Raw genomic sequence first — 17279 nt, 5'->3', positions numbered from 1 at the left:
ACATCGTGTGATTATAAAGTGTTAAAACTCAACCGCTAGACGCACATAGAGTTGACGTCCACGAGGATCATGTACTTTTGAATCAAAACCGCTGTTTGTGAATACTTGGGGTGGATCTTCATCCGTGATGTTAATGCCACCTACCGTTAATAAATAGCTGGTATCAGTACCCATAATATCACCTAAGTTGACATTATATTGTGCATCGATGGTCACATGGCTGTCGATTTGTTTGAAGCCGTCAGCACAGCCACCCACACTCAATGTGCCGTCTGAGCAGTTTTGATCATCGTCGTAGCTGCTAACATAACGTACAAAAATGTTCGCTGAATGGGCTTCATGTTGCCAGTTAAGACCCAAGTTCATACGCAATTCTGGAGAAGAAACCCCGATATTGGTGAAGTTTCTGCGTCCAGCGGCTTCAACTTTACCTGCTTGAGGATCAACAAGATCATATTGGGTAATATAGGTCGCATTAATGTTTGGCGTGAAGTCACCCATGTCAGTACGGATTTTATAACTGGTCACAAAGTCTAAACCAGAGGTTTCAAGTGAACTCGCATTCACATAAGTATTGTTTACTTGCAACAACGGCCCAGTCAATGGATCACCCGCTCTGATAATACGATCAGGGTCTTGAGGGTTTGCGGTCAGTACTGCCTGAGCGTTTTCTTGTATGATCAAGTCTTCAAATTGGAAATTCCAATAATCGACCTCAATTGACCAATCTGTCACAGGCTCATAAGAAAAACCAATGTTATAAGCTGTTGATTCTTCAGGTTTCAAATTTTCATTACCCGCCGTTCTTACAGCAGCAAAGGCACTAGCCTGTTGAATTGGATCCGTTAACTGTTGCAAAGAGGTTGCGCCACCATTTCTCAAAAATACTGTGGGGGCTCTGAATGAGGTTGAAATGGACGCTCTTACAGAAAAATCGTCGTTAGCGCGCCAAGACAAAGCTAGTTTTGGATCAATGGTGTCACCAATGTTGCCGCCGTAATTTTCATAACGTAAGGCAAGTTGTACATCTAAGTCAGTGCTAACAGGCAAAGCTAATTCACCAAACAGTGCGTAAACATCGAGTTTACCGTCAAAGTCAGGGTTACCAATAACAAAGGTGAAACTGTCTTGGTTCGCTAAAGCGTCGTAGTCCTGAGATAATTTTTCTTCGCGATATTGCACACCAAGCGCTAAGCCCGCGGTGCCGCCATCCATATCAAAAACATCTAAGGAAGCGAAAGCTTCAAACACTTGCATTTCGGCTTTGGAATCGATGACTTCTTCACCGGTAAACGAATCTACAACGTACTGTGAGTTTGGTGCAGTTGAATAGGACGTTGAGAATGGGTTGAAATATTCACAAGAACCAACACCTGGTGTGCCGGTAAGTGGGTTACAGTCAGAACCACCTAAACCATTCAACGCCAAGTTAAATTCGGTATTGAGTACATCTGGTACTTTAAACAAAAAGTCATTGACACCGGTGGTATAACTGGCTTCCCAAAATCCATTATCTAATTCACCTTGCAACATGGTACTGAATCTAAAGGTATCTGATTCAGTATTTGCCGCATCACCTTGAAACCCGTTACCTTCAGCTCGACCAAAAAAGGCCATCGGCAATCCAAGAAAGTTTTCTGGGTGATCAGCAGGCACTACCGGAGACGTTAAGATTGGGAAACTAGGTGCCCCGCCGCGCTCTGCACGATTACGAGCAAAACTCACTTCAGTGGTCCACGTAATGTCATCACTTAAGTCATAGTCTGCTTTGACGTAAGCGTTAACCCGAGTTTCATCGGCAACGTATGAATAATAAGGTCCAAAGTCAAAGCCACATAAACCAATTTCCAAACCACCAGGTAAGGTACCGGCCGGCGCCCTTCTGTCCAAGGTACCGCCGTAGGCTTCACATCCAGGGTCGACTACCGGAATATTGCCAAACGCAGGCACAAAAAATGAACCAGGATTACCCAGTGCACTTGTATCATCTTGAGGACGACTCAAACGACGGTCAGAGATGAATAACGGCGAACGGTTGGTGTAACTAATTGCAGCCAGCACGCTGCTGTCTTCGCTGGTTGCGCCCCACAGACCTTGCAGGACATATTCTTTGTTATTACCGTGTGCACCGTCTTGATAATCTGCGGTTATCTTGGCGCCGTTGTAATCTTGTTTGGTAATAAAGTTAACAACACCTGCAACTGCATCTGAACCATATAAGGCCGACGCGCCGTCTTTAACCACTTCCATACGACCAATTGCAATCATTGGAACTAAGGAGCTGGTATCCACAAAATTTAGGCCATCATTAGTGGGCTGGGCGTTGACGACTTGTCTTTTGTTGTTAAGTAAGACTAAGGTTGACGCAACCCCTAGTCCTCTTAAATTTATATTTGACGTCCCAGCCGTTGCATTCTGTGTAAAGGCATCTGGATTGTTTTGTGCACCAGTATTGATGGTCAATGTTTGCGTAATATCACTGATATTTTTAGCGCCAATCGAATCGATAGAAACGGCGTCGATAACAGCTAGAGGTGAAGGAGATTCAAAATTTTCGCTACGGCGCACAAAGCTGCCGGTAACCATAATGAGTTCAACTTCGCTTTCTTTAACGGTCTGTTCTTGAGCGAGAACACTGGCTTGTCCAACCAACATTTGCGAGGCGATTGCTACTGAAAGCAAGCTTAACTTAGTTTTTAGTTTCATGATGTGTCCCAATACGTGAATTATCAGATATTAAAAGCGTTTTCAGTAACAAGCGTTAAGCTTCTGTGTGGCATCTCGACACGCTAATCAAACGTTCTAACTCTAACAATATTTTTATGTCACTGAGTTTGTAACCATAAATACGCTTTCGCGATTTATCGCTGTATTGATAGTAGGCGTGTAGAGCGAGTATGTAAATAAATTGTTATTGATATGTAAACATCAATTTCAACAATGGTCAGACCAGAAAGCAAGGGGGAAAATTAGTTTGCAACAGGAGAAACATTATCTTTAATTTTTAAATACTTAACTTATAACGAGGGCGTATCATCATCATGACAGTCATCACAATCCATCGCCCCCCAAATTGTACTGTAGTCTAATAATCTATAAACAAAATTGATTAATAAAACAGAGCAGCCATTGCTCATAGTTAAAATAGCGAGATTAAGACTGAGGCAAGGTTGCACCAGCCAACAACATCAAAAAGGTCCCTTTCATTGCGGGCTTCGTCCTTCCATCAATTTGTGCTTCAGTGTCAAAGTAAAACAAGCAACCCGATTGTTTTTGTTCAACTTTTATCAAGGTAGATACGAAACGAATACTATCGTTAACGCGAACGGGTTCCAAAAAACGGATTTTGTCAACACCGTAATTTAAAATTGTCTTATAGTGAGGATCAGCGGCAAACATAGCATAAAAGGCATTAGGCATGAGCGTCACAGTAAGATAGCCATGAGCGATGGTTGTTTTAAAAGGGCTTTCTTTTGCACAGCGCTGCGCGTCAACGTGGATCCATTGATGGTCGCCGGTCGCCTCTGCAAATAAATCGATATCCGCTTGCGTGATTTTTATCCATTCACTCGGGGCTAACTGTTCATCAATCGCTAATTCTAGCAGTGTTTTATGCATCATTTTGTCCTTGTAAGCTTCATTTCTACCAGCATAACAAAGCAAGAACTATCAACAAAATGAATGTTCTGTATATTGATATATTGATTTAACTAATAATAAAACGTTAATATCGTATTAACATCTTTTCTAGGTACGTAATATGAACTTAAATCGAATTGACCTCAATTTATTTGCTGTTTTTGACGCTATTTACACAGCAGGAAGTTTGACCAAAGCCGCAGATGTACTTTGCATAACACAACCCGCTGTCAGTAATTCACTCGCCAGACTGCGAGAAATGTTAAACGATCCACTATTTGTTCGCACCGGTCACAGCATGACACCCACCCCGGTTGCCCAAAATATTATTGGCCCCGCCAGAGAAGCTCTCGGCTTGCTGCGTAAAAGTGTGCAGCAAAGCCATATTTTCGACCCACTCAAAGCTGAAAAAACCTTTCACTTTGCTTCCAGAGATTTGCTTGAAGTGAGCATCATGCCAAGGCTAACCGCCCTACTTCAAAGCAGTGCACCAAAAATATCGCTGACTAACTATGATTTAGAGCGCAATAATATTGTTTCAGCGATGGCCAGTGGTCACTTAGACTTTTATGCCGATGCCTCGTCTTTTAGCGATCCCCATCTGTGTAAACAAAAAATTGCGCAAGACAGACTCGTAGTCGTTGCACGCAAAAATCACCCTGACTTAGCGCAAGGCATGAACATGGAAACGTTCTTACGTTTAGGTCACATAAACATCAGCCACCGTCGCAGTGGTGCAGGGCCGATTGACGTTGCCATTGATAAGCTAGGAGCAAAGCGAAATGTAGTCATGCGCAGTCAACATTTTTTAACAGTGCCCAGTACCATCGTCAAAACCGATTTGATTGCTTGCTTACCTTACCACTTAGCTAAACATTACGAGATATCGCTATACGAATTGCCGTTTGACTTACCCGCCTTGGAGTATTTTTTATACTGGCATGTAAGTGCAGATATGGATTATGCGCACATGTGGATGCGCGAACAAATAGCGCAAGTAGCAAGTGCCTATCATCCTAACTAAGGGTAGCGTACTATGGTATTGAGCCAAAATAATGAACAAAACCTGTTATTTAAATTTAGGCTCATAGTAAAATATTGACAGTATCTGAGTTGAGTAAAAACGGTGGTTAATAATACTGATGGAAAATAGTCAAATAATCGCACAAACAAGTGACAAACACTGCACACACGATATAAAAGTCAGTTGTGGGAGTTGTCGTTTAAACACAATATGTATGCCTGTTAGTTTGCACATTGATGATATTGACCAGCTCAATAAAATTATTCAACGCGGCCGCCCCCTTCACAAAGGCGAATATTTGTATCGGGCTGGCGACCCCTTTACTGCTGTATATGCTATCCGCTCAGGTGCAGTAAAAGCGCTAACGATCAGTGATAGCGGAAATGAACAAGTCACGGGGTTTTACCTACCTGGTGAAGTCGTTGGTTTAGATGGATTAGCAAACAATACTCATACCAACTCTGTTATTGCCTTAGAAACCTCGTCTATTTGCGAAATCCCTTTTAATCGACTCGAAGAAGTGAGCATGCAATTACCCAAGCTGCAACGTCACTTTTTGCAGTTAATGAGCCGAGAAATCACCCAAGAGCAGCAAATTATTAGCTTGTTGGGTAAGAGTAGCGCTGAAGCTCGTATAGCATCACTGTTACTCAGTATATCAACACGAAATAGTAGCCGAAGTTTATCTTCCACTCAGTTTTTACTGCCTATGTCACGCACTGATATCGGCAACTATCTTGGTCTGACGATTGAAACGGTAAGCAGAACGTTTGCCCGCTTACAAAAAGCACGGGTTATCTCGGTAGATAAAAAAGAAGTGAGCATTAACGATATTGCGGGTTTACAACAGTTGGCCAAAGGTGCTGAATAAATCTTAGTGCAAAGAACCGAACGTTGATTCACATCAAGTCAAATAGACCATATTAATCTTATGCTTATGCCATTATTTTACGGGTTATTTTTGCCCATGGCATAAGCAGGTATTCGATGAACGCGCCCTATCACACTGAGCTTCCCCTTATTGTTACATGTAGCGGACAATGCGAAAACGCTAAGTTTGCCAATGATCTGGCGAAAGTCATGGATATTGAAGGACTGGCTGAACGAACCTCAGTGAGCCAACTTAGCCAAGCAATGAAGCAGGCCACGGTAGGCATCACCGATACCCCACGAGTCATGGCAATCGACGGGTGTGACTTACACTGTGTGAAAAAGGCTTTAAATCTAAGTCAGATCGCCCCTACTTGGCATATCATCTTGTCAGATTTCACTGAAAATTCGAGGAAACAAAGCCCGTTTGACTACGCTCATATGGCGAACGTACTCAAAACAGTGCAATGTTTATTAACAGCAAGCAACTAAATAATTAAGCGACAGGTAGATAAAAAGCTGCACGATTTCTCGCTAATAAGCTGTTTTAATTCTTTATACCAAGGCTAAAAAGAAACCCGCGAGCATTAATATCAAGGCCACTGGGGCTGAGAATAAAAGCTTAAAAACTCGCATTTTTGGCGTAAAACCAATGCCATAAATAAAGCCACAACTCATCCCAACCATACTTAACATCGCAGCATCATGCGCCATGCTATCTGCCGAAGTGCCAAATACATGTGGCCAAGCGGTGATGATTATCATCACCGCCAATGACAAGCAAAATACCAAAATGTTTAAAAAGCCAAGGGGATTTTCCCTTGGCTCCTCCATGTTCAACTTGAGGTGCTTACTCATCTTCAAAGTCCATGCTGTTTTCTAACCACATAACATTGATGATGCCAAAGGCACAGGCCAATAACACGCCTAATATCCACGTAAAATACCACATAGTACTATTCCTTAATAAAGTTGATGAGAGTCTGCTGCAATGTCTTTTTCAGTAACGCGTCCACGCATAACCCAATAGCCCCACGCTGTGTAAAGTAAAATAAGAGGGACGAAGACACAGGCGACGCCAAACATAATCATGAGTGTTGTTTCACTAGAAGTGGCATCCCACACAGTTAATGATGCGTTTAGTTGGGTACTGCTGGGCATCAAGAACGGAAACAATGAAAAGCCCGTGGTCAGTATAATGCCTGAAATAGCTAAGCTAGAGGCGGTAAAAGCCCAACCTGCTCGTCCTTTGACACTTAAAAATGCCACCAACAAGGGACTTACTAAACCTAATATTGGCGCTAACACCATTAGTGGATACTCGTGATAATTACTTAACCAGCCACCTTCAACCAACTCAACGGTTTTGTTAAGGGGATTTGAGGGTCCATTATGATCCATCACACTGCTTAGGTGATAGCCATCTAACTGTCCCACCCAGATGCCCGCCACGCCAAACATCACAGTAGTGGCTATTCCTAGAATGACGGCAGTATTCACAGAGCGGCGATAAATAAAGCCATCTGTTTTCATTTGTAACCACACTGCCCCATGCATCAATAACATACTGACGCTGACCAAACCGGCAAGTAGGGCAAAAGGACGTAACAGACCCAATAAACCACCGTCGTAACTAGGGCGTAACATCACATCGTAGTTAAGGGGTACACCCAAAAAGAGATTGCCTAAGGCCACTCCAAATATTAACGATGGCACAATTCCACTGGCAAAAATTGCCCAATCCCAATTATTACGCCACCTCGGGCTGTCAATTTTACTGCGATAGTCAAATCCTACAGGACGCATCCATAAGGCCGCCAAGGTAATAAGCAAAGCAAAATAAAACCCAGAAAAAGAGGCGGCATAAATCAAGGGGTAAGCGGCAAACAAGGCACCGCCGGCGGTGATAAACCAAACCTGATTACCATCCCAATGAGGCCCTATGGTATTAATCATCACCCGGCGCTCACTGTCTGTGTGGCCAATGATGCGCAATAAAGCCCCTACTCCTAAATCAAATCCATCGGTGACGGCAAAGCCAATGAGTAATACACCAATTAACACCCACCAAATAATACGTAACGTTTCGTAGTCCATTAGGCATGCTCCCCGACTAATTGTTTTTCAAGATCATATTTACCCGTATGTAGAGAACTCGGTCCTTGTTTTGAGAATCGAATCATCAAATACATTTCGATAATAAGTAGCACGGTGTAGAACAAAATAATGCCAATCATCGACGTCCACACCTGCCCTGTTGTTAAGCTTGATGCCGCCAGCCTGGTAGGCAATATTTCAGCAATTGACCAAGGTTGACGGCCATATTCGGCCACAAACCAACCGGTTTCACAGGCAATCCATGGCAGAGGCAAAGACCAAAGCGCCAGACGTAAAAACCAACGAGGTTTTTCAATCTGATGTTTTGTGCTTAACCAAAATGCAAAAGCAAAGATAAACAACATAAAAAAGCCACACGCTACCATCACTCTGAACGACCAAAATATAGGGGCAACTTTAGGCGTCGTATCTTTGGCAGCTTGGTCAATTTGGGCGTCAGTGGCATCCACCACCTCGTCGGTATAGCGTTTTAATAACAAGCCGTAACCTAAGTCTTGTTTGACCTCTTCAAAGGCAGCGCGCACTTGTGGTGTATCTTGGCCTGCTTTTAGTTGCGTTAATAAACCGTAGGCTTTCATACCATTAACAATGCGCAACCGGGCTTTTTGTTGTAGTTCATGAATACCTTCAACTTCTTCAGACAGAGAGCGGGTGGCAATAATACCCAGTGCATAGGGAATTTTTACTGCGCCGAGGGTTTCTTGTTTTTCTTGGCTTGGAAAACCAATTAAGGTGAAGTCAGCAGGTGCTGGTTGGGTTTCCCACTCAGCTTCAATAGCGGCTAGTTTCATTTTTTGCACATCGCCAATTTCATAGCCGCTTTCATCACCGAGGATGATCACAGAAATCACGGAAGCCAAACCAAAAGCTGCAGCAATCGCAAAGGAGCGTTTGGCGAAGTTTACGTCTTGGCGTTTTAGCAAATAGTAAGCAGACAAAGACAAAACAAACATCGCGCCGGTCACGTAACCCGCTGAAACCGTGTGCACAAATTTAACTTGAGCCACCGGATTAAATATCACTTCAGCAAAGTTTGTCACTTCCATGCGCATGGTTTCGTAGTTAAATTCTGAACCCACCGGATTTTGCATCCAGCCATTGGCTATCAAAATCCATAAAGCAGATAAGTTGCTGCCGATAGCCACTAACCACGTCACCGTTAAATGCTGCACTCGAGTGAGCCGGTCCCAACCAAAAAAGAACAAACCAACGAAAGTGGATTCAAGAAAAAAAGCCATTAATCCTTCGATGGCTAAGGGCGCGCCAAATATATCTCCTACATAATGCGAGTAATAAGACCAATTCGTGCCAAACTGAAATTCCATGGTTAAACCGGTAGTCACACCTAGAGCAAAGTTGATGCCAAATAACTTACCCCAAAATTTCACCATATCTTTATAAACTTGTTTGCCGGTCATCACGTAAACCGACTCCATAATGGCCAAAATAAAACTGAGGCCCAAGGTCAATGGTACAAAAATAAAGTGGTACATCGCGGTTAACGCAAATTGCAGCCGCGAGAGATCCACTGCAAAGTCAGTCATGCTGTATTTCCTTAGTGTGGGTAATCGAAGTGGGTTTAGATATTAATTGTGTCGTCATATCTGGGGCTTCAGTAGGTTTAAGCGGTTTAAAGGCGACGTGCCATAAAACAATGAGTAGGATTATTTTTAAAACCACAACGACACTGATTTCACATACCAAAGGGATTCGAAAGATCGAATCCTCAGGAAAAACATTCCGCCAGCGTTTAAACACAACTATTCCTAATGAAGTAAAATAAGAGAATGTAAATATTGTCAGAGGAATCGAAAAAGCTGACTTTGATTTACATCAACTTTTTTGATTTTTACGGCTATGTGAAGCCAAATTTTTTGAGGTGCTAGGCGTTTTACAACAAGGCGACTAAGGCGCGTTTATCTTTTGAGTTTAATTTTTAAGCACTCCGTTTGGTTAGTAGCCAAGACAGAGTAAATACGGCGGGGAGTGCTCAAAACATGCGCAATGTCGAAACACCGGTGGGCAACAATCGCTTATTTCGTGTGAGTCAAAAAATCAACTCGCTTGAGCGCTAAGGCATAGTAAAGAAACGCATTACCTTGCTATCTACCTCAGCTTGGGTAGCGAATCCTTCATTCAAACAGGCGTATTCTAATTCAAATTGGTACAACGCCTCCCGGTCGCAAGCTGGGATCTCAGCGCTCAAAGCAAAGTGATGAAAGTACCCAGCGATATATTCAGCACTTATCTTTTGAGACACTAAGGCCTCAGACACTCGCTGCTTAGTTAAGATCCACCAGCTGTCATCATCTGGTTCAGGAATACACTTGGCTAAGACTAATAACAGTTCTTCAGGGGCTATCCTAGCACCCGATGCAATAGCTTGCAGTTGGCTGGTTAACGCCCTATCAGGCATGCAGCAGTTAGTCGCCCACGCCCTAAATTCTGTGTCTGTGGCTATACCCGCATTGACGCAGTGCCACCACATTTTACCTTCAGTGGCCCACCCTTTTGTTATATCGCTCATACTTCTATTATCCCATTACAGCCTTCAAATCAGGTACTAAATTCGCCCTTTTAAATACGCTTGCCGTTCGTTTTCAGGAAACTTTTCGATGGCATATCTTAACATCGTCCTTGGCATCACTTTATAATGCGTTTTTAAAAATGCCTCTTCTATGGGTTTATTTCGATTCCCTACCTCTCTTAACATCCACCCTACTGCCTTATGGATCAAGTCGTGGGGATCATTCAATAATACCGCCCCAAGCTGCAAAGTATCCTGATAATCTTTGGCTCTAATAAAATGCAAGGTGGCCATTATTGCGATACGCCTTTCCCATAATAATGATGATTGGGCAAGCTGATATAAGGTGTCGCGAGCTTGGCTCTGTAACTGTGGTCCAACAATTAAGTGGGCGGAACAATCTACTAAATCCCAATTATTGATATAAGTTGTATGAGCTAAATAACTATCAAATATACGTTTTTTGCTGGCAGGCGGCCCTGTTTGGTATTGTTTCACCAGCAACAGTAAAGCAAATAAGCGTAACTCATGCACTTCTGAAACGAGTAAGCTTAAGGTGTGTTCAAGGGCTAAGGCATGAAATTGCTTTACCGCATCCCGCAATACAGGCATACGCAATCCCCAAAACACATCCCCATGACCATATTGCCCTTGGCCGGTTTTAAAATAACCTTGCATTTTTTCAGCGTATTCAGCGCTTGCCTGTTTATTTAGTTGGCGCACAACATATTCACTATTCATCTAGGTAAGGCCCTCATGCCAGCTCACAAACCAACTTAATAAATGGTATAACATCGTTTTATTTATCCAAACATCAAGGAAGCAATTTGTGGCACAACTCATGGTATCAGGCATCGAGGCAATTCAACGTTTAAAAGACGGTAATAAACGGTTTGTGTCTGGTGTGCGCAGTATTGATAACATGATAAAGCAATCCCAACGTGAAGAGTTTGTAGAAGGCCAAGCGCCTTTTGCTATTATTTTAGGTTGTGCTGACTCGCGGGTGCCAGCAGAAATTGTGTTTGACCAAGGTTTAGGCGACTTATTTGTTATTCGTGTAGCGGGCAATATTGTTGCACCATCTCAAGTAGGCAGCATTGAATTTGCTACTGATACCTTCGGTACCGCGTTGGTGGTGGTTTTGGGGCATTCACAATGCGGCGCAGTAAAAGCGGCTATCGAAGAGTTAAAAAATCCAAAAGGAGCCCATTCATTCAATTTGCTGTCAATAGTGAATCGAATCATGCCCACCGTTGAGCCGCTATTTCACACTGAATTACGCCATCAAGACGATAAGTTATTAGATGCTTCAGTTCACGCTAATATTCTTGCTTCTACTAACCAACTCAGGCATGGCTCAGCGCGCTTAGAACAACTGGTGCAAGAAGGTAAACTGACTATCATCGGTGCTGAATATTCATTGAAGACAGGAATAGTGACCTTTATTGAGGGCTTATAATAAAAAAACTCACTTCAAGTACATGCACTTGTAGGTGAGTTTTTAATTGGCAGCACACATTCACATCGCGCTAAAAGCAATTTATTCGCCCTGGCAGCAGCGCTGAATTTCATCCATACCGCAGGTAATCACACTGACATTTTCATAGCCAACTCTTTTCAACTGCTCTGCGCCTAATGCCGCTCTGGCTGAAGTGGCACAGTGTAGATAAATTGCACGGCTGGGATCTTTTTCGATTTCCATCATTTTCATCTCAAGCAAACCACGAGGGATATTAATGGCCCCCTCGGCAGGCTTAGCGACGTGTTCGGCAGGCTCACGTACATCAATCAATAAGCCTTTGTTCGCCTCTCTTTCAGCAGTAGCGGTTTTAGCATCAATACAGCGGATATTTTGTTTTACTTCTTTTATTAAATCACCAACAGGTAACAACATAAATTACTCCTCGAAACCTAGTTTTTTCAAAATAGTAATCATCGGACACCAACGGGTAAACGCTGACTGCAACAGGTTAAGCCCGATAAAAGCACTAAAAAAAATCCAATTAGGGTGAACCCAATAAGTTAATGCCAATGACAACAATAGCATCACTCCAGCAACTAAACGCAAGGCCGCATGTAATTTCATTTTAACTCTCCACTGTGAATAGGCATCTATATTAGACCCTCCTAATATTAGAAGCAACTAATATTAGCAATTTCTAATATAACGCTTATAATGCGCTAAGTTTGTTAATAACCCATAGGTTGAACAAGGTGGAATTAGAACAATTAGCCAACAATGCGAGTCAAGCTGAGGCCTTTATGAAAATACTGGCGAATAAAAATCGCTTAATGATTTTGTGTACGCTATTAAACCAAGAGTGCAGCGTGTCCCAGCTCAATGCTAATGTGCCGTTAGGCCAATCAGCCTTATCACAGCATCTTGCCGCACTGCGTGAGCATAAGTTGGTGGATACGCGCCGCGATGCCCAGAGTATTTATTACTCGGTCAGCGATCCGCGGGTTAAACAAATCATTGAAAAACTCTACGAGTTTTTTTGTGGTGCCTAATCTAACTTCACTGGAGATAGCCCGTGACTGAACATCTCAATTCCACCCCCATTGACAAAGCAGTTCGATACTCGCTGAAGGGTGGCTTACCGCTATTTTTATTTATGTTTGCCATCGTGGCAGGCATTATTGCGTTGCAAATCACCCCACGTGAAGAAGAGCCCCAAATTGTGGTTCCGATGATTGAGGTGATGGTTGATGTCCCCAATTTAACCGCGCGACAAGTTGAGCGACAAGTCACAACGTCTCTCGAAAAGCTACTAACCCAAATATCAGGGGTTGAGCATGTTTACTCCAGCTCCTTAGACGGCAGATTGTCTGTGGTATTACGCTTTTTTGTCGGTGAAAACCGTGAAGATGCCCTACTTAATACCTACAACAAACTTTATGCAAACCAAAACTTAATTCCGCCCGTTGTTGCCAACTGGCAGCTTAAACCGGTGGAAGTGGACGATGTCCCAATTGTAATGATTGGTTTAGTCAGCAGTAACGAGCAACGTTACAACGATGTGGCTTTACATCGCATTGCACAAGAAGTATCAACCCTCTTACAAGGCATTGAAGATACCAGTGAAGTCAAAGTCATTGGTGGCCGTGAACGAAAAATTCAGGTTGAGTTAGACATGACTGCCCTAGCCGCTCATCAAACCAGCGCATTGAATGTTTATGATGCCATCCGTCAGTCTAATCAAATAGAAACCTCATCTGCGGTGGTCATGGGTGCAAAAGCAGTGCTTATTGAATCAGGTGATGTACTGCGCAGTTTAGCTGAACTCAATAACTTAGTGGTGAATATGGTCAATGGCAAAGCCGTTTTATTGCAAGACGTTGCCCAGATCATTGACGCCCAAGAAACAGTCAAAGCCTATCAATGGTTAGAGTACAGCCACCAAGCCAAACAGGACAGTCAAACTAGCGAAGATAAAGCCCTCAGTCAGCAAGCCAACCCACTTGTTACCATTAGCGTGGCCAAACAAAAAGGCACCAATGCCGTCAGTGTAGCCGACGCTGTATTGGCTAAAATGGCGGAGCTGAAACAGGATTTTTTACCCCCTGAGGTGCATTACAAAGTACTTCGTGATTACGGTCAAACCGCCAACGAAAAAGTTAACGACCTGACTTCCAGTTTAGCCTTTGCTATTTTCACTGTGGTGGTGTTTATTGCTATTTTCTTAGGCTGGCGCGCCGCTATCGTGGTGGGTTTAGCCATACCGGTTTGTTACGGCCTGACCTTAATGTTAGATTTGATGTTAGGTTACAGTATTAACCGAGTGACCTTGTTTGCCCTCATTTTATCCCTAGGTTTATTGGTAGACGATCCCATCACAGGTATCGATAACATCAGCCGCTTTTTAAACCTACCAAAGAGCAAAGACAACAATCCAAAGGGTGAACGTATTGTTGCCGCTATGGCCGAAATTCGCTCCCCCTTGATCATGTCAACCGTGACCATTATTTTAGCCTTCGTACCCTTGGCGTTTATAACAGGTATGATGGGCCCATACATGGCACCGATGGCCTTTAATGTGCCAATTAGCGTTAGCATATCGGGCTTTGTCGCGTTTTTGATCACGCCGTGGTTAGCCGCAAAAATTCTTAAAAAAGAAGCAGTCGCCGAAGCACATGGCCCGTCTTTTTACGACCGAATGCTCAGCCCTTTAATTGCCAATAAGAAGCGCGCAAAACTAGGGCTGTGGTTAGTCCTGGTCTTATTTATCGCTGCCTGTTTGTTACCGATGTTTCGCAGCGTACCTTTAAAATTATTGCCGTTTGACAATAAAAATGAAATTCAGCTACTTATTGACTTACCTGAATCGTCGACCTTAGAAAACAGCGCCGCCCTGACCCAGCAGGTCATGGAAATCGCCAAAACCTTTCCTGAAGTTAGTCTGCTGGCTGCCTACGTAGGCGAAGCGTCGCCCATGGACTTTAATGGCATGGTACGCCAGTACTATCAACGTAATGCACCTTATCAAGCTGAAGTGCGCTTGATATTGATTGATAAGGCGCTGCGTGAACATCAGTCCCATGGTGTGGTGTTGCGCTTACGTGAGCAATTAGCGCATTTTCAAGGCCCCAATACTCATATCAAAGTGGTAGAAGTGCCGCCCGGCCCACCAGTACTGAGTACGCTTGTAGCTGAAGTATACGCCGAGCCCTTTGTAGATTTAGCCACCCAACAACAAGCGGCACACGTGTTAATGCAACGCCTAGCTAAAGAGCCGCATGTGCTTGAAATAGATTCCAGCATGACGGCCACACAAGAGATTGCGCGCTTTGTGGTAGATAAACAAAAAGCGGCATTATCTGGCATTTCAACAGCGGATATTAACCGTACCTTAGATTTAGCTGTGCAAGGTATCAGCGCAGGTGTATTTCAGCGAGAAAACGAAGCCGTGCCTCTTGATATTGAATTAAAGCTCCCTTTTGTCACGGCCAATCAAGCAAGTGATTTTGATGCTCTGCCCCTCAAAGGCATGTTAGGCATTGCCCAACAAGATGCTGGAGTGGGTTTACAGCCCGCACCGCAACCCATTGTGAATTTGGCCGAGCTGGGGCAATGGCAAACCGTCGAAGTCAGCCAGCCGATTTTGCACAAAGACTTACGTCCGGTAATTTATGTCACAGCAGAACTATCGGGGCGTACGCCGGCAGAAATCATTGCTGATGTGACGTCAGACCGCTTACTCGCTACTGACCCCATGAGCGTGGCTGATATTAATCAGGCCATGCTAAACCAAACTCCTTCTAGTGATTGGCAAGAACGCAGCTATCTGAATTCTGGGGCCGATGTTAACTGGGCGGTACCGCAAGGCGTCACCATTAATTTTGGCGGTGAAGGTGAATGGCTGATTACCATCGATGTATTTCGCGATATGGGTATCGCCTTTGCGTTCGCCTTAGTGGGGATCTTTTTTGTACTGCGCTGGCAAACCGCCAGCAGTGGTTTGGCCCTGATTATTATGTCTGCCATTCCCTTAACCGTTATCGGTATCATGCCGGGCTTTTGGTTGATGAATCAATTTGGTGAGCGCTGGATAGGCGGCGCACCTGATCCGGTATTATTTACCGCAACCGCCATGATAGGCATGATTGCCCTCGCTGGTATCGTAGTCAGAAACTCGCTCATTTTGGTCGAATTTATTACTCTGGCTCGCACGCAAGGGTATAACATCAAGCAAGCTTTGTTGGCCGCTGGCACTGTACGCATGCGCCCTGTGCTGCTGACCGCTGGCACAACTTTATTGGGCAATGTGGTGATTATTCTCGACCCAGTATTTAGTGGCTTAGCGCTGGCCATCATCTTTGGCATCATCGCTTCAACGTTCTTTTCGCTATTAGTCGTCCCAATGGTGTACTTCTTGGTATTTGACAAAGACGATCATTCAACTGACAACAATACCAATACACCCACTATTGGCACTCATTCAAACTCACTCCCATTAACTTCAACACAGGAGAATCCAGCATGAACTCATCAACACTGGGCAAAGTCGTTGCTCCCCTTGGCGCCATCGTTGTTTTAACCCTGTCTATTGCCTGGATGGCGGGTTTGTTTTCTGACAAAGTCGCGCCACATGAGGTCAAGAACAACGATTCAGCGGCTAGTGCTCCTAACAACACATGGCAGGTTGCTGTCAGCAAAATAAGTAAAATGGAATCGGCTCCGGCCAGTTTAAAGGCTCGTGAAACCACCTTGATTTCAAGCCGAATTTTGGCGCGCATTGAAAAAATTAATGTGCGTGCAGGTGATCACGTTACGCAAGGCATGCCGCTGATTGTTTTGGAAAACAGCAGTTTAATGAGTCAAGTTGCCCAGTCAAAATCTCGACTAAGCTCTTTACAAGGTTCAATGAATGAAGCAAAAAATGCACTTGGGCGGGTGCAAAACCTCAAGCAACAGGGCTTGGCTTCAAATGCTGATTTAGACCAAGCGCAAGCCGTGTTTACCCGATTAAGCGGTGAGGTGCAAACCGCCATACAAGGGCAAAAAGAGGCAGAAGCGGCTTTGGGCTATAGCAATATCGTCGCGCCAATTTCAGGTCGAATTGTCGATAGAAAAGCTGAACCCGGCAATATGGCGACTCCAGGTCAGCCCTTACTCGCATTATACAATCCCATGACATTACTTATTGAAGCCGATGTGCGTGAAGCGGTAGCCATTAAGTTAAGCCTAGGCCAACAACTCAGTGTGTATATTGACAGTGTAGATATGCAAATTCCGGCCACTATTTCGGAGCTTGTCCCAGCGGCCGATCCTAACGCCCATAGTTTTATAGTGAAGGCGGATATTCAATTCAATGAACAATTACGTCCCGGCATGTTTGCCCGTTTGCAAATTCCCCTAGAAGATGAAAGCGTCATCCTTGTGCCGCAGGCTTGGGTAGAAAGTTTTGGACAACTAGACCGCGTCTGGGTTGTTAACGACAATCAACTCAGTCGACGTTTTATCAGATTAGGTGAAACCGTGGGTGACAAAGTGGAAGTGGTATCAGGTTTAGTGCCAGGAGAAATAATAAGTCCCATGATAAAATAAGCACTGTTGAGTAAAATAAAATTACGGCACACTGGTGCCGTTTTTTTATTAAT

At 43.9% G+C, this 17279-nt stretch carries 17 protein-coding genes; 7 read left to right on the top strand and 10 right to left on the bottom strand.

Annotated elements, in window-relative coordinates:
- Window positions 1-21: 21 nt before the first annotated feature.
- Window positions 22-2706: a TonB-dependent receptor plug domain-containing protein gene (locus tag ACEN2L_RS09230; protein WP_441743382.1), complete on the bottom strand. Its 2685-nt coding sequence runs from the start codon at window positions 2704-2706 to the stop codon at window positions 22-24.
- A 447-nt stretch (window positions 2707-3153) separates the two neighbouring features.
- Window positions 3154-3621 carry a MaoC family dehydratase gene (locus tag ACEN2L_RS09225; protein ID WP_441743381.1) on the bottom strand — a complete coding sequence of 156 codons (468 nt, stop codon included), beginning with the start codon at window positions 3619-3621 and terminating at the stop codon, window positions 3154-3156.
- 139 nt (window positions 3622-3760) lie between these two features.
- Between ACEN2L_RS09225 and ACEN2L_RS09220 the strand changes: the two genes are divergently transcribed.
- The 3 genes from ACEN2L_RS09220 to ACEN2L_RS09210 all read left to right on the top strand — a co-directional run bounded on the left by ACEN2L_RS09220 (window position 3761) and on the right by ACEN2L_RS09210 (window position 6025).
- Window positions 3761-4663 carry a LysR family transcriptional regulator gene (locus ACEN2L_RS09220; protein WP_306022765.1) on the top strand — a complete coding sequence of 301 codons (903 nt, stop codon included), beginning with the start codon at window positions 3761-3763 and terminating at the stop codon, window positions 4661-4663.
- A gap of 118 nt (window positions 4664-4781) precedes the next feature.
- The gene (gene fnr / locus ACEN2L_RS09215; protein WP_306022764.1) at window positions 4782-5534 is read left to right on the top strand and encodes a fumarate/nitrate reduction transcriptional regulator Fnr; all 753 of its coding nucleotides are present in this window, start codon (window positions 4782-4784) and stop codon (window positions 5532-5534) included.
- Window positions 5535-5650: 116 nt separating this feature from the next.
- A complete protein-coding gene (locus ACEN2L_RS09210; protein ID WP_306022763.1) occupies window positions 5651-6025 on the top strand; it encodes a putative zinc-binding protein in 375 nt (124 codons plus the stop codon).
- Between the two features lie 63 nt (window positions 6026-6088).
- Here the strand turns inward: ACEN2L_RS09210 and ACEN2L_RS09205 are convergent, their stop codons facing one another.
- The 6 genes from ACEN2L_RS09205 to ACEN2L_RS09180 all read right to left on the bottom strand — a co-directional run bounded on the left by ACEN2L_RS09205 (window position 6089) and on the right by ACEN2L_RS09180 (window position 10919).
- Window positions 6089-6391, bottom strand: a complete 303-nt coding sequence (locus tag ACEN2L_RS09205) for a cyd operon YbgE family protein (RefSeq protein ID WP_441743380.1) — start codon at window positions 6389-6391, stop codon at window positions 6089-6091.
- Entirely contained in the window at window positions 6384-6485 is a 102-nt protein-coding gene (gene cydX, locus ACEN2L_RS09200; RefSeq protein WP_306022761.1) for a cytochrome bd-I oxidase subunit CydX, read from the bottom strand. Before cydX ends, ACEN2L_RS09205 begins: the two co-directional genes overlap by 8 nt.
- 11 nt (window positions 6486-6496) lie before the next feature.
- Window positions 6497-7630, bottom strand: a complete 1134-nt coding sequence (gene cydB / locus ACEN2L_RS09195; RefSeq protein ID WP_441743379.1) for a cytochrome d ubiquinol oxidase subunit II — start codon at window positions 7628-7630, stop codon at window positions 6497-6499.
- Window positions 7630-9195: a cytochrome ubiquinol oxidase subunit I gene (locus ACEN2L_RS09190; protein ID WP_441743378.1), complete on the bottom strand. Its 1566-nt coding sequence runs from the start codon at window positions 9193-9195 to the stop codon at window positions 7630-7632. The genes cydB and ACEN2L_RS09190 overlap by 1 nt, the downstream gene beginning before the upstream one ends.
- Window positions 9196-9722: 527 nt before the next feature.
- Complete coding sequence (locus ACEN2L_RS09185) at window positions 9723-10178, bottom strand: hypothetical protein (RefSeq protein WP_441743377.1); 456 nt, start codon at window positions 10176-10178, stop codon at window positions 9723-9725.
- Between the two features lie 36 nt (window positions 10179-10214).
- On the bottom strand, window positions 10215-10919 hold the full coding sequence (locus ACEN2L_RS09180; protein WP_441743376.1) for a DNA alkylation repair protein: 705 nt from the start codon (window positions 10917-10919) through the stop codon (window positions 10215-10217).
- A gap of 88 nt (window positions 10920-11007) precedes the next feature.
- Between ACEN2L_RS09180 and ACEN2L_RS09175 the strand changes: the two genes are divergently transcribed.
- Window positions 11008-11637: a carbonic anhydrase gene (locus tag ACEN2L_RS09175; protein WP_441743375.1), complete on the top strand. Its 630-nt coding sequence runs from the start codon at window positions 11008-11010 to the stop codon at window positions 11635-11637.
- A gap of 81 nt (window positions 11638-11718) precedes the next feature.
- Here the strand turns inward: ACEN2L_RS09175 and ACEN2L_RS09170 are convergent, their stop codons facing one another.
- Together ACEN2L_RS09170 and ACEN2L_RS09165 are read right to left on the bottom strand one after the other, a co-directional pair.
- The gene (locus ACEN2L_RS09170; protein WP_441743374.1) at window positions 11719-12072 is read right to left on the bottom strand and encodes a rhodanese-like domain-containing protein; all 354 of its coding nucleotides are present in this window, start codon (window positions 12070-12072) and stop codon (window positions 11719-11721) included.
- Between the two features lie 3 nt (window positions 12073-12075).
- Window positions 12076-12264: a YgaP family membrane protein gene (locus ACEN2L_RS09165; protein WP_441743373.1), complete on the bottom strand. Its 189-nt coding sequence runs from the start codon at window positions 12262-12264 to the stop codon at window positions 12076-12078.
- Between the two features lie 128 nt (window positions 12265-12392).
- Here ACEN2L_RS09165 and ACEN2L_RS09160 point away from each other — a divergent pair, with 128 nt between their 5' ends.
- From ACEN2L_RS09160 to ACEN2L_RS09150, 3 genes are read left to right on the top strand one after another with little or no spacing between them, the layout of a single operon-like run.
- On the top strand, window positions 12393-12689 hold the full coding sequence (locus tag ACEN2L_RS09160) for an ArsR/SmtB family transcription factor (RefSeq protein ID WP_441743372.1): 297 nt from the start codon (window positions 12393-12395) through the stop codon (window positions 12687-12689).
- A 23-nt stretch (window positions 12690-12712) separates the two neighbouring features.
- Window positions 12713-16162 (top strand): efflux RND transporter permease subunit, encoded by a 3450-nt coding sequence (locus tag ACEN2L_RS09155; RefSeq protein WP_441743371.1) that lies wholly within the window; start codon window positions 12713-12715, stop codon window positions 16160-16162.
- Window positions 16159-17226: an efflux RND transporter periplasmic adaptor subunit gene (locus tag ACEN2L_RS09150; RefSeq protein ID WP_441743370.1), complete on the top strand. Its 1068-nt coding sequence runs from the start codon at window positions 16159-16161 to the stop codon at window positions 17224-17226. The genes ACEN2L_RS09155 and ACEN2L_RS09150 overlap by 4 nt, the downstream gene beginning before the upstream one ends.
- The last annotated feature ends 53 nt before the right edge of the window (window positions 17227-17279 follow it).

Origin of the sequence: Flavobacterium sp. W21_SRS_FM6, from assembly GCF_052119645.1 — a bacterium.
In the GTDB taxonomy this organism is placed as follows: Bacteria; Pseudomonadota; Gammaproteobacteria; order Enterobacterales; family Alteromonadaceae; genus Paraglaciecola.
Note: the sequence above shows the minus strand (reverse complement) of the source record. Positions and strands in the feature narration are given on the sequence as shown.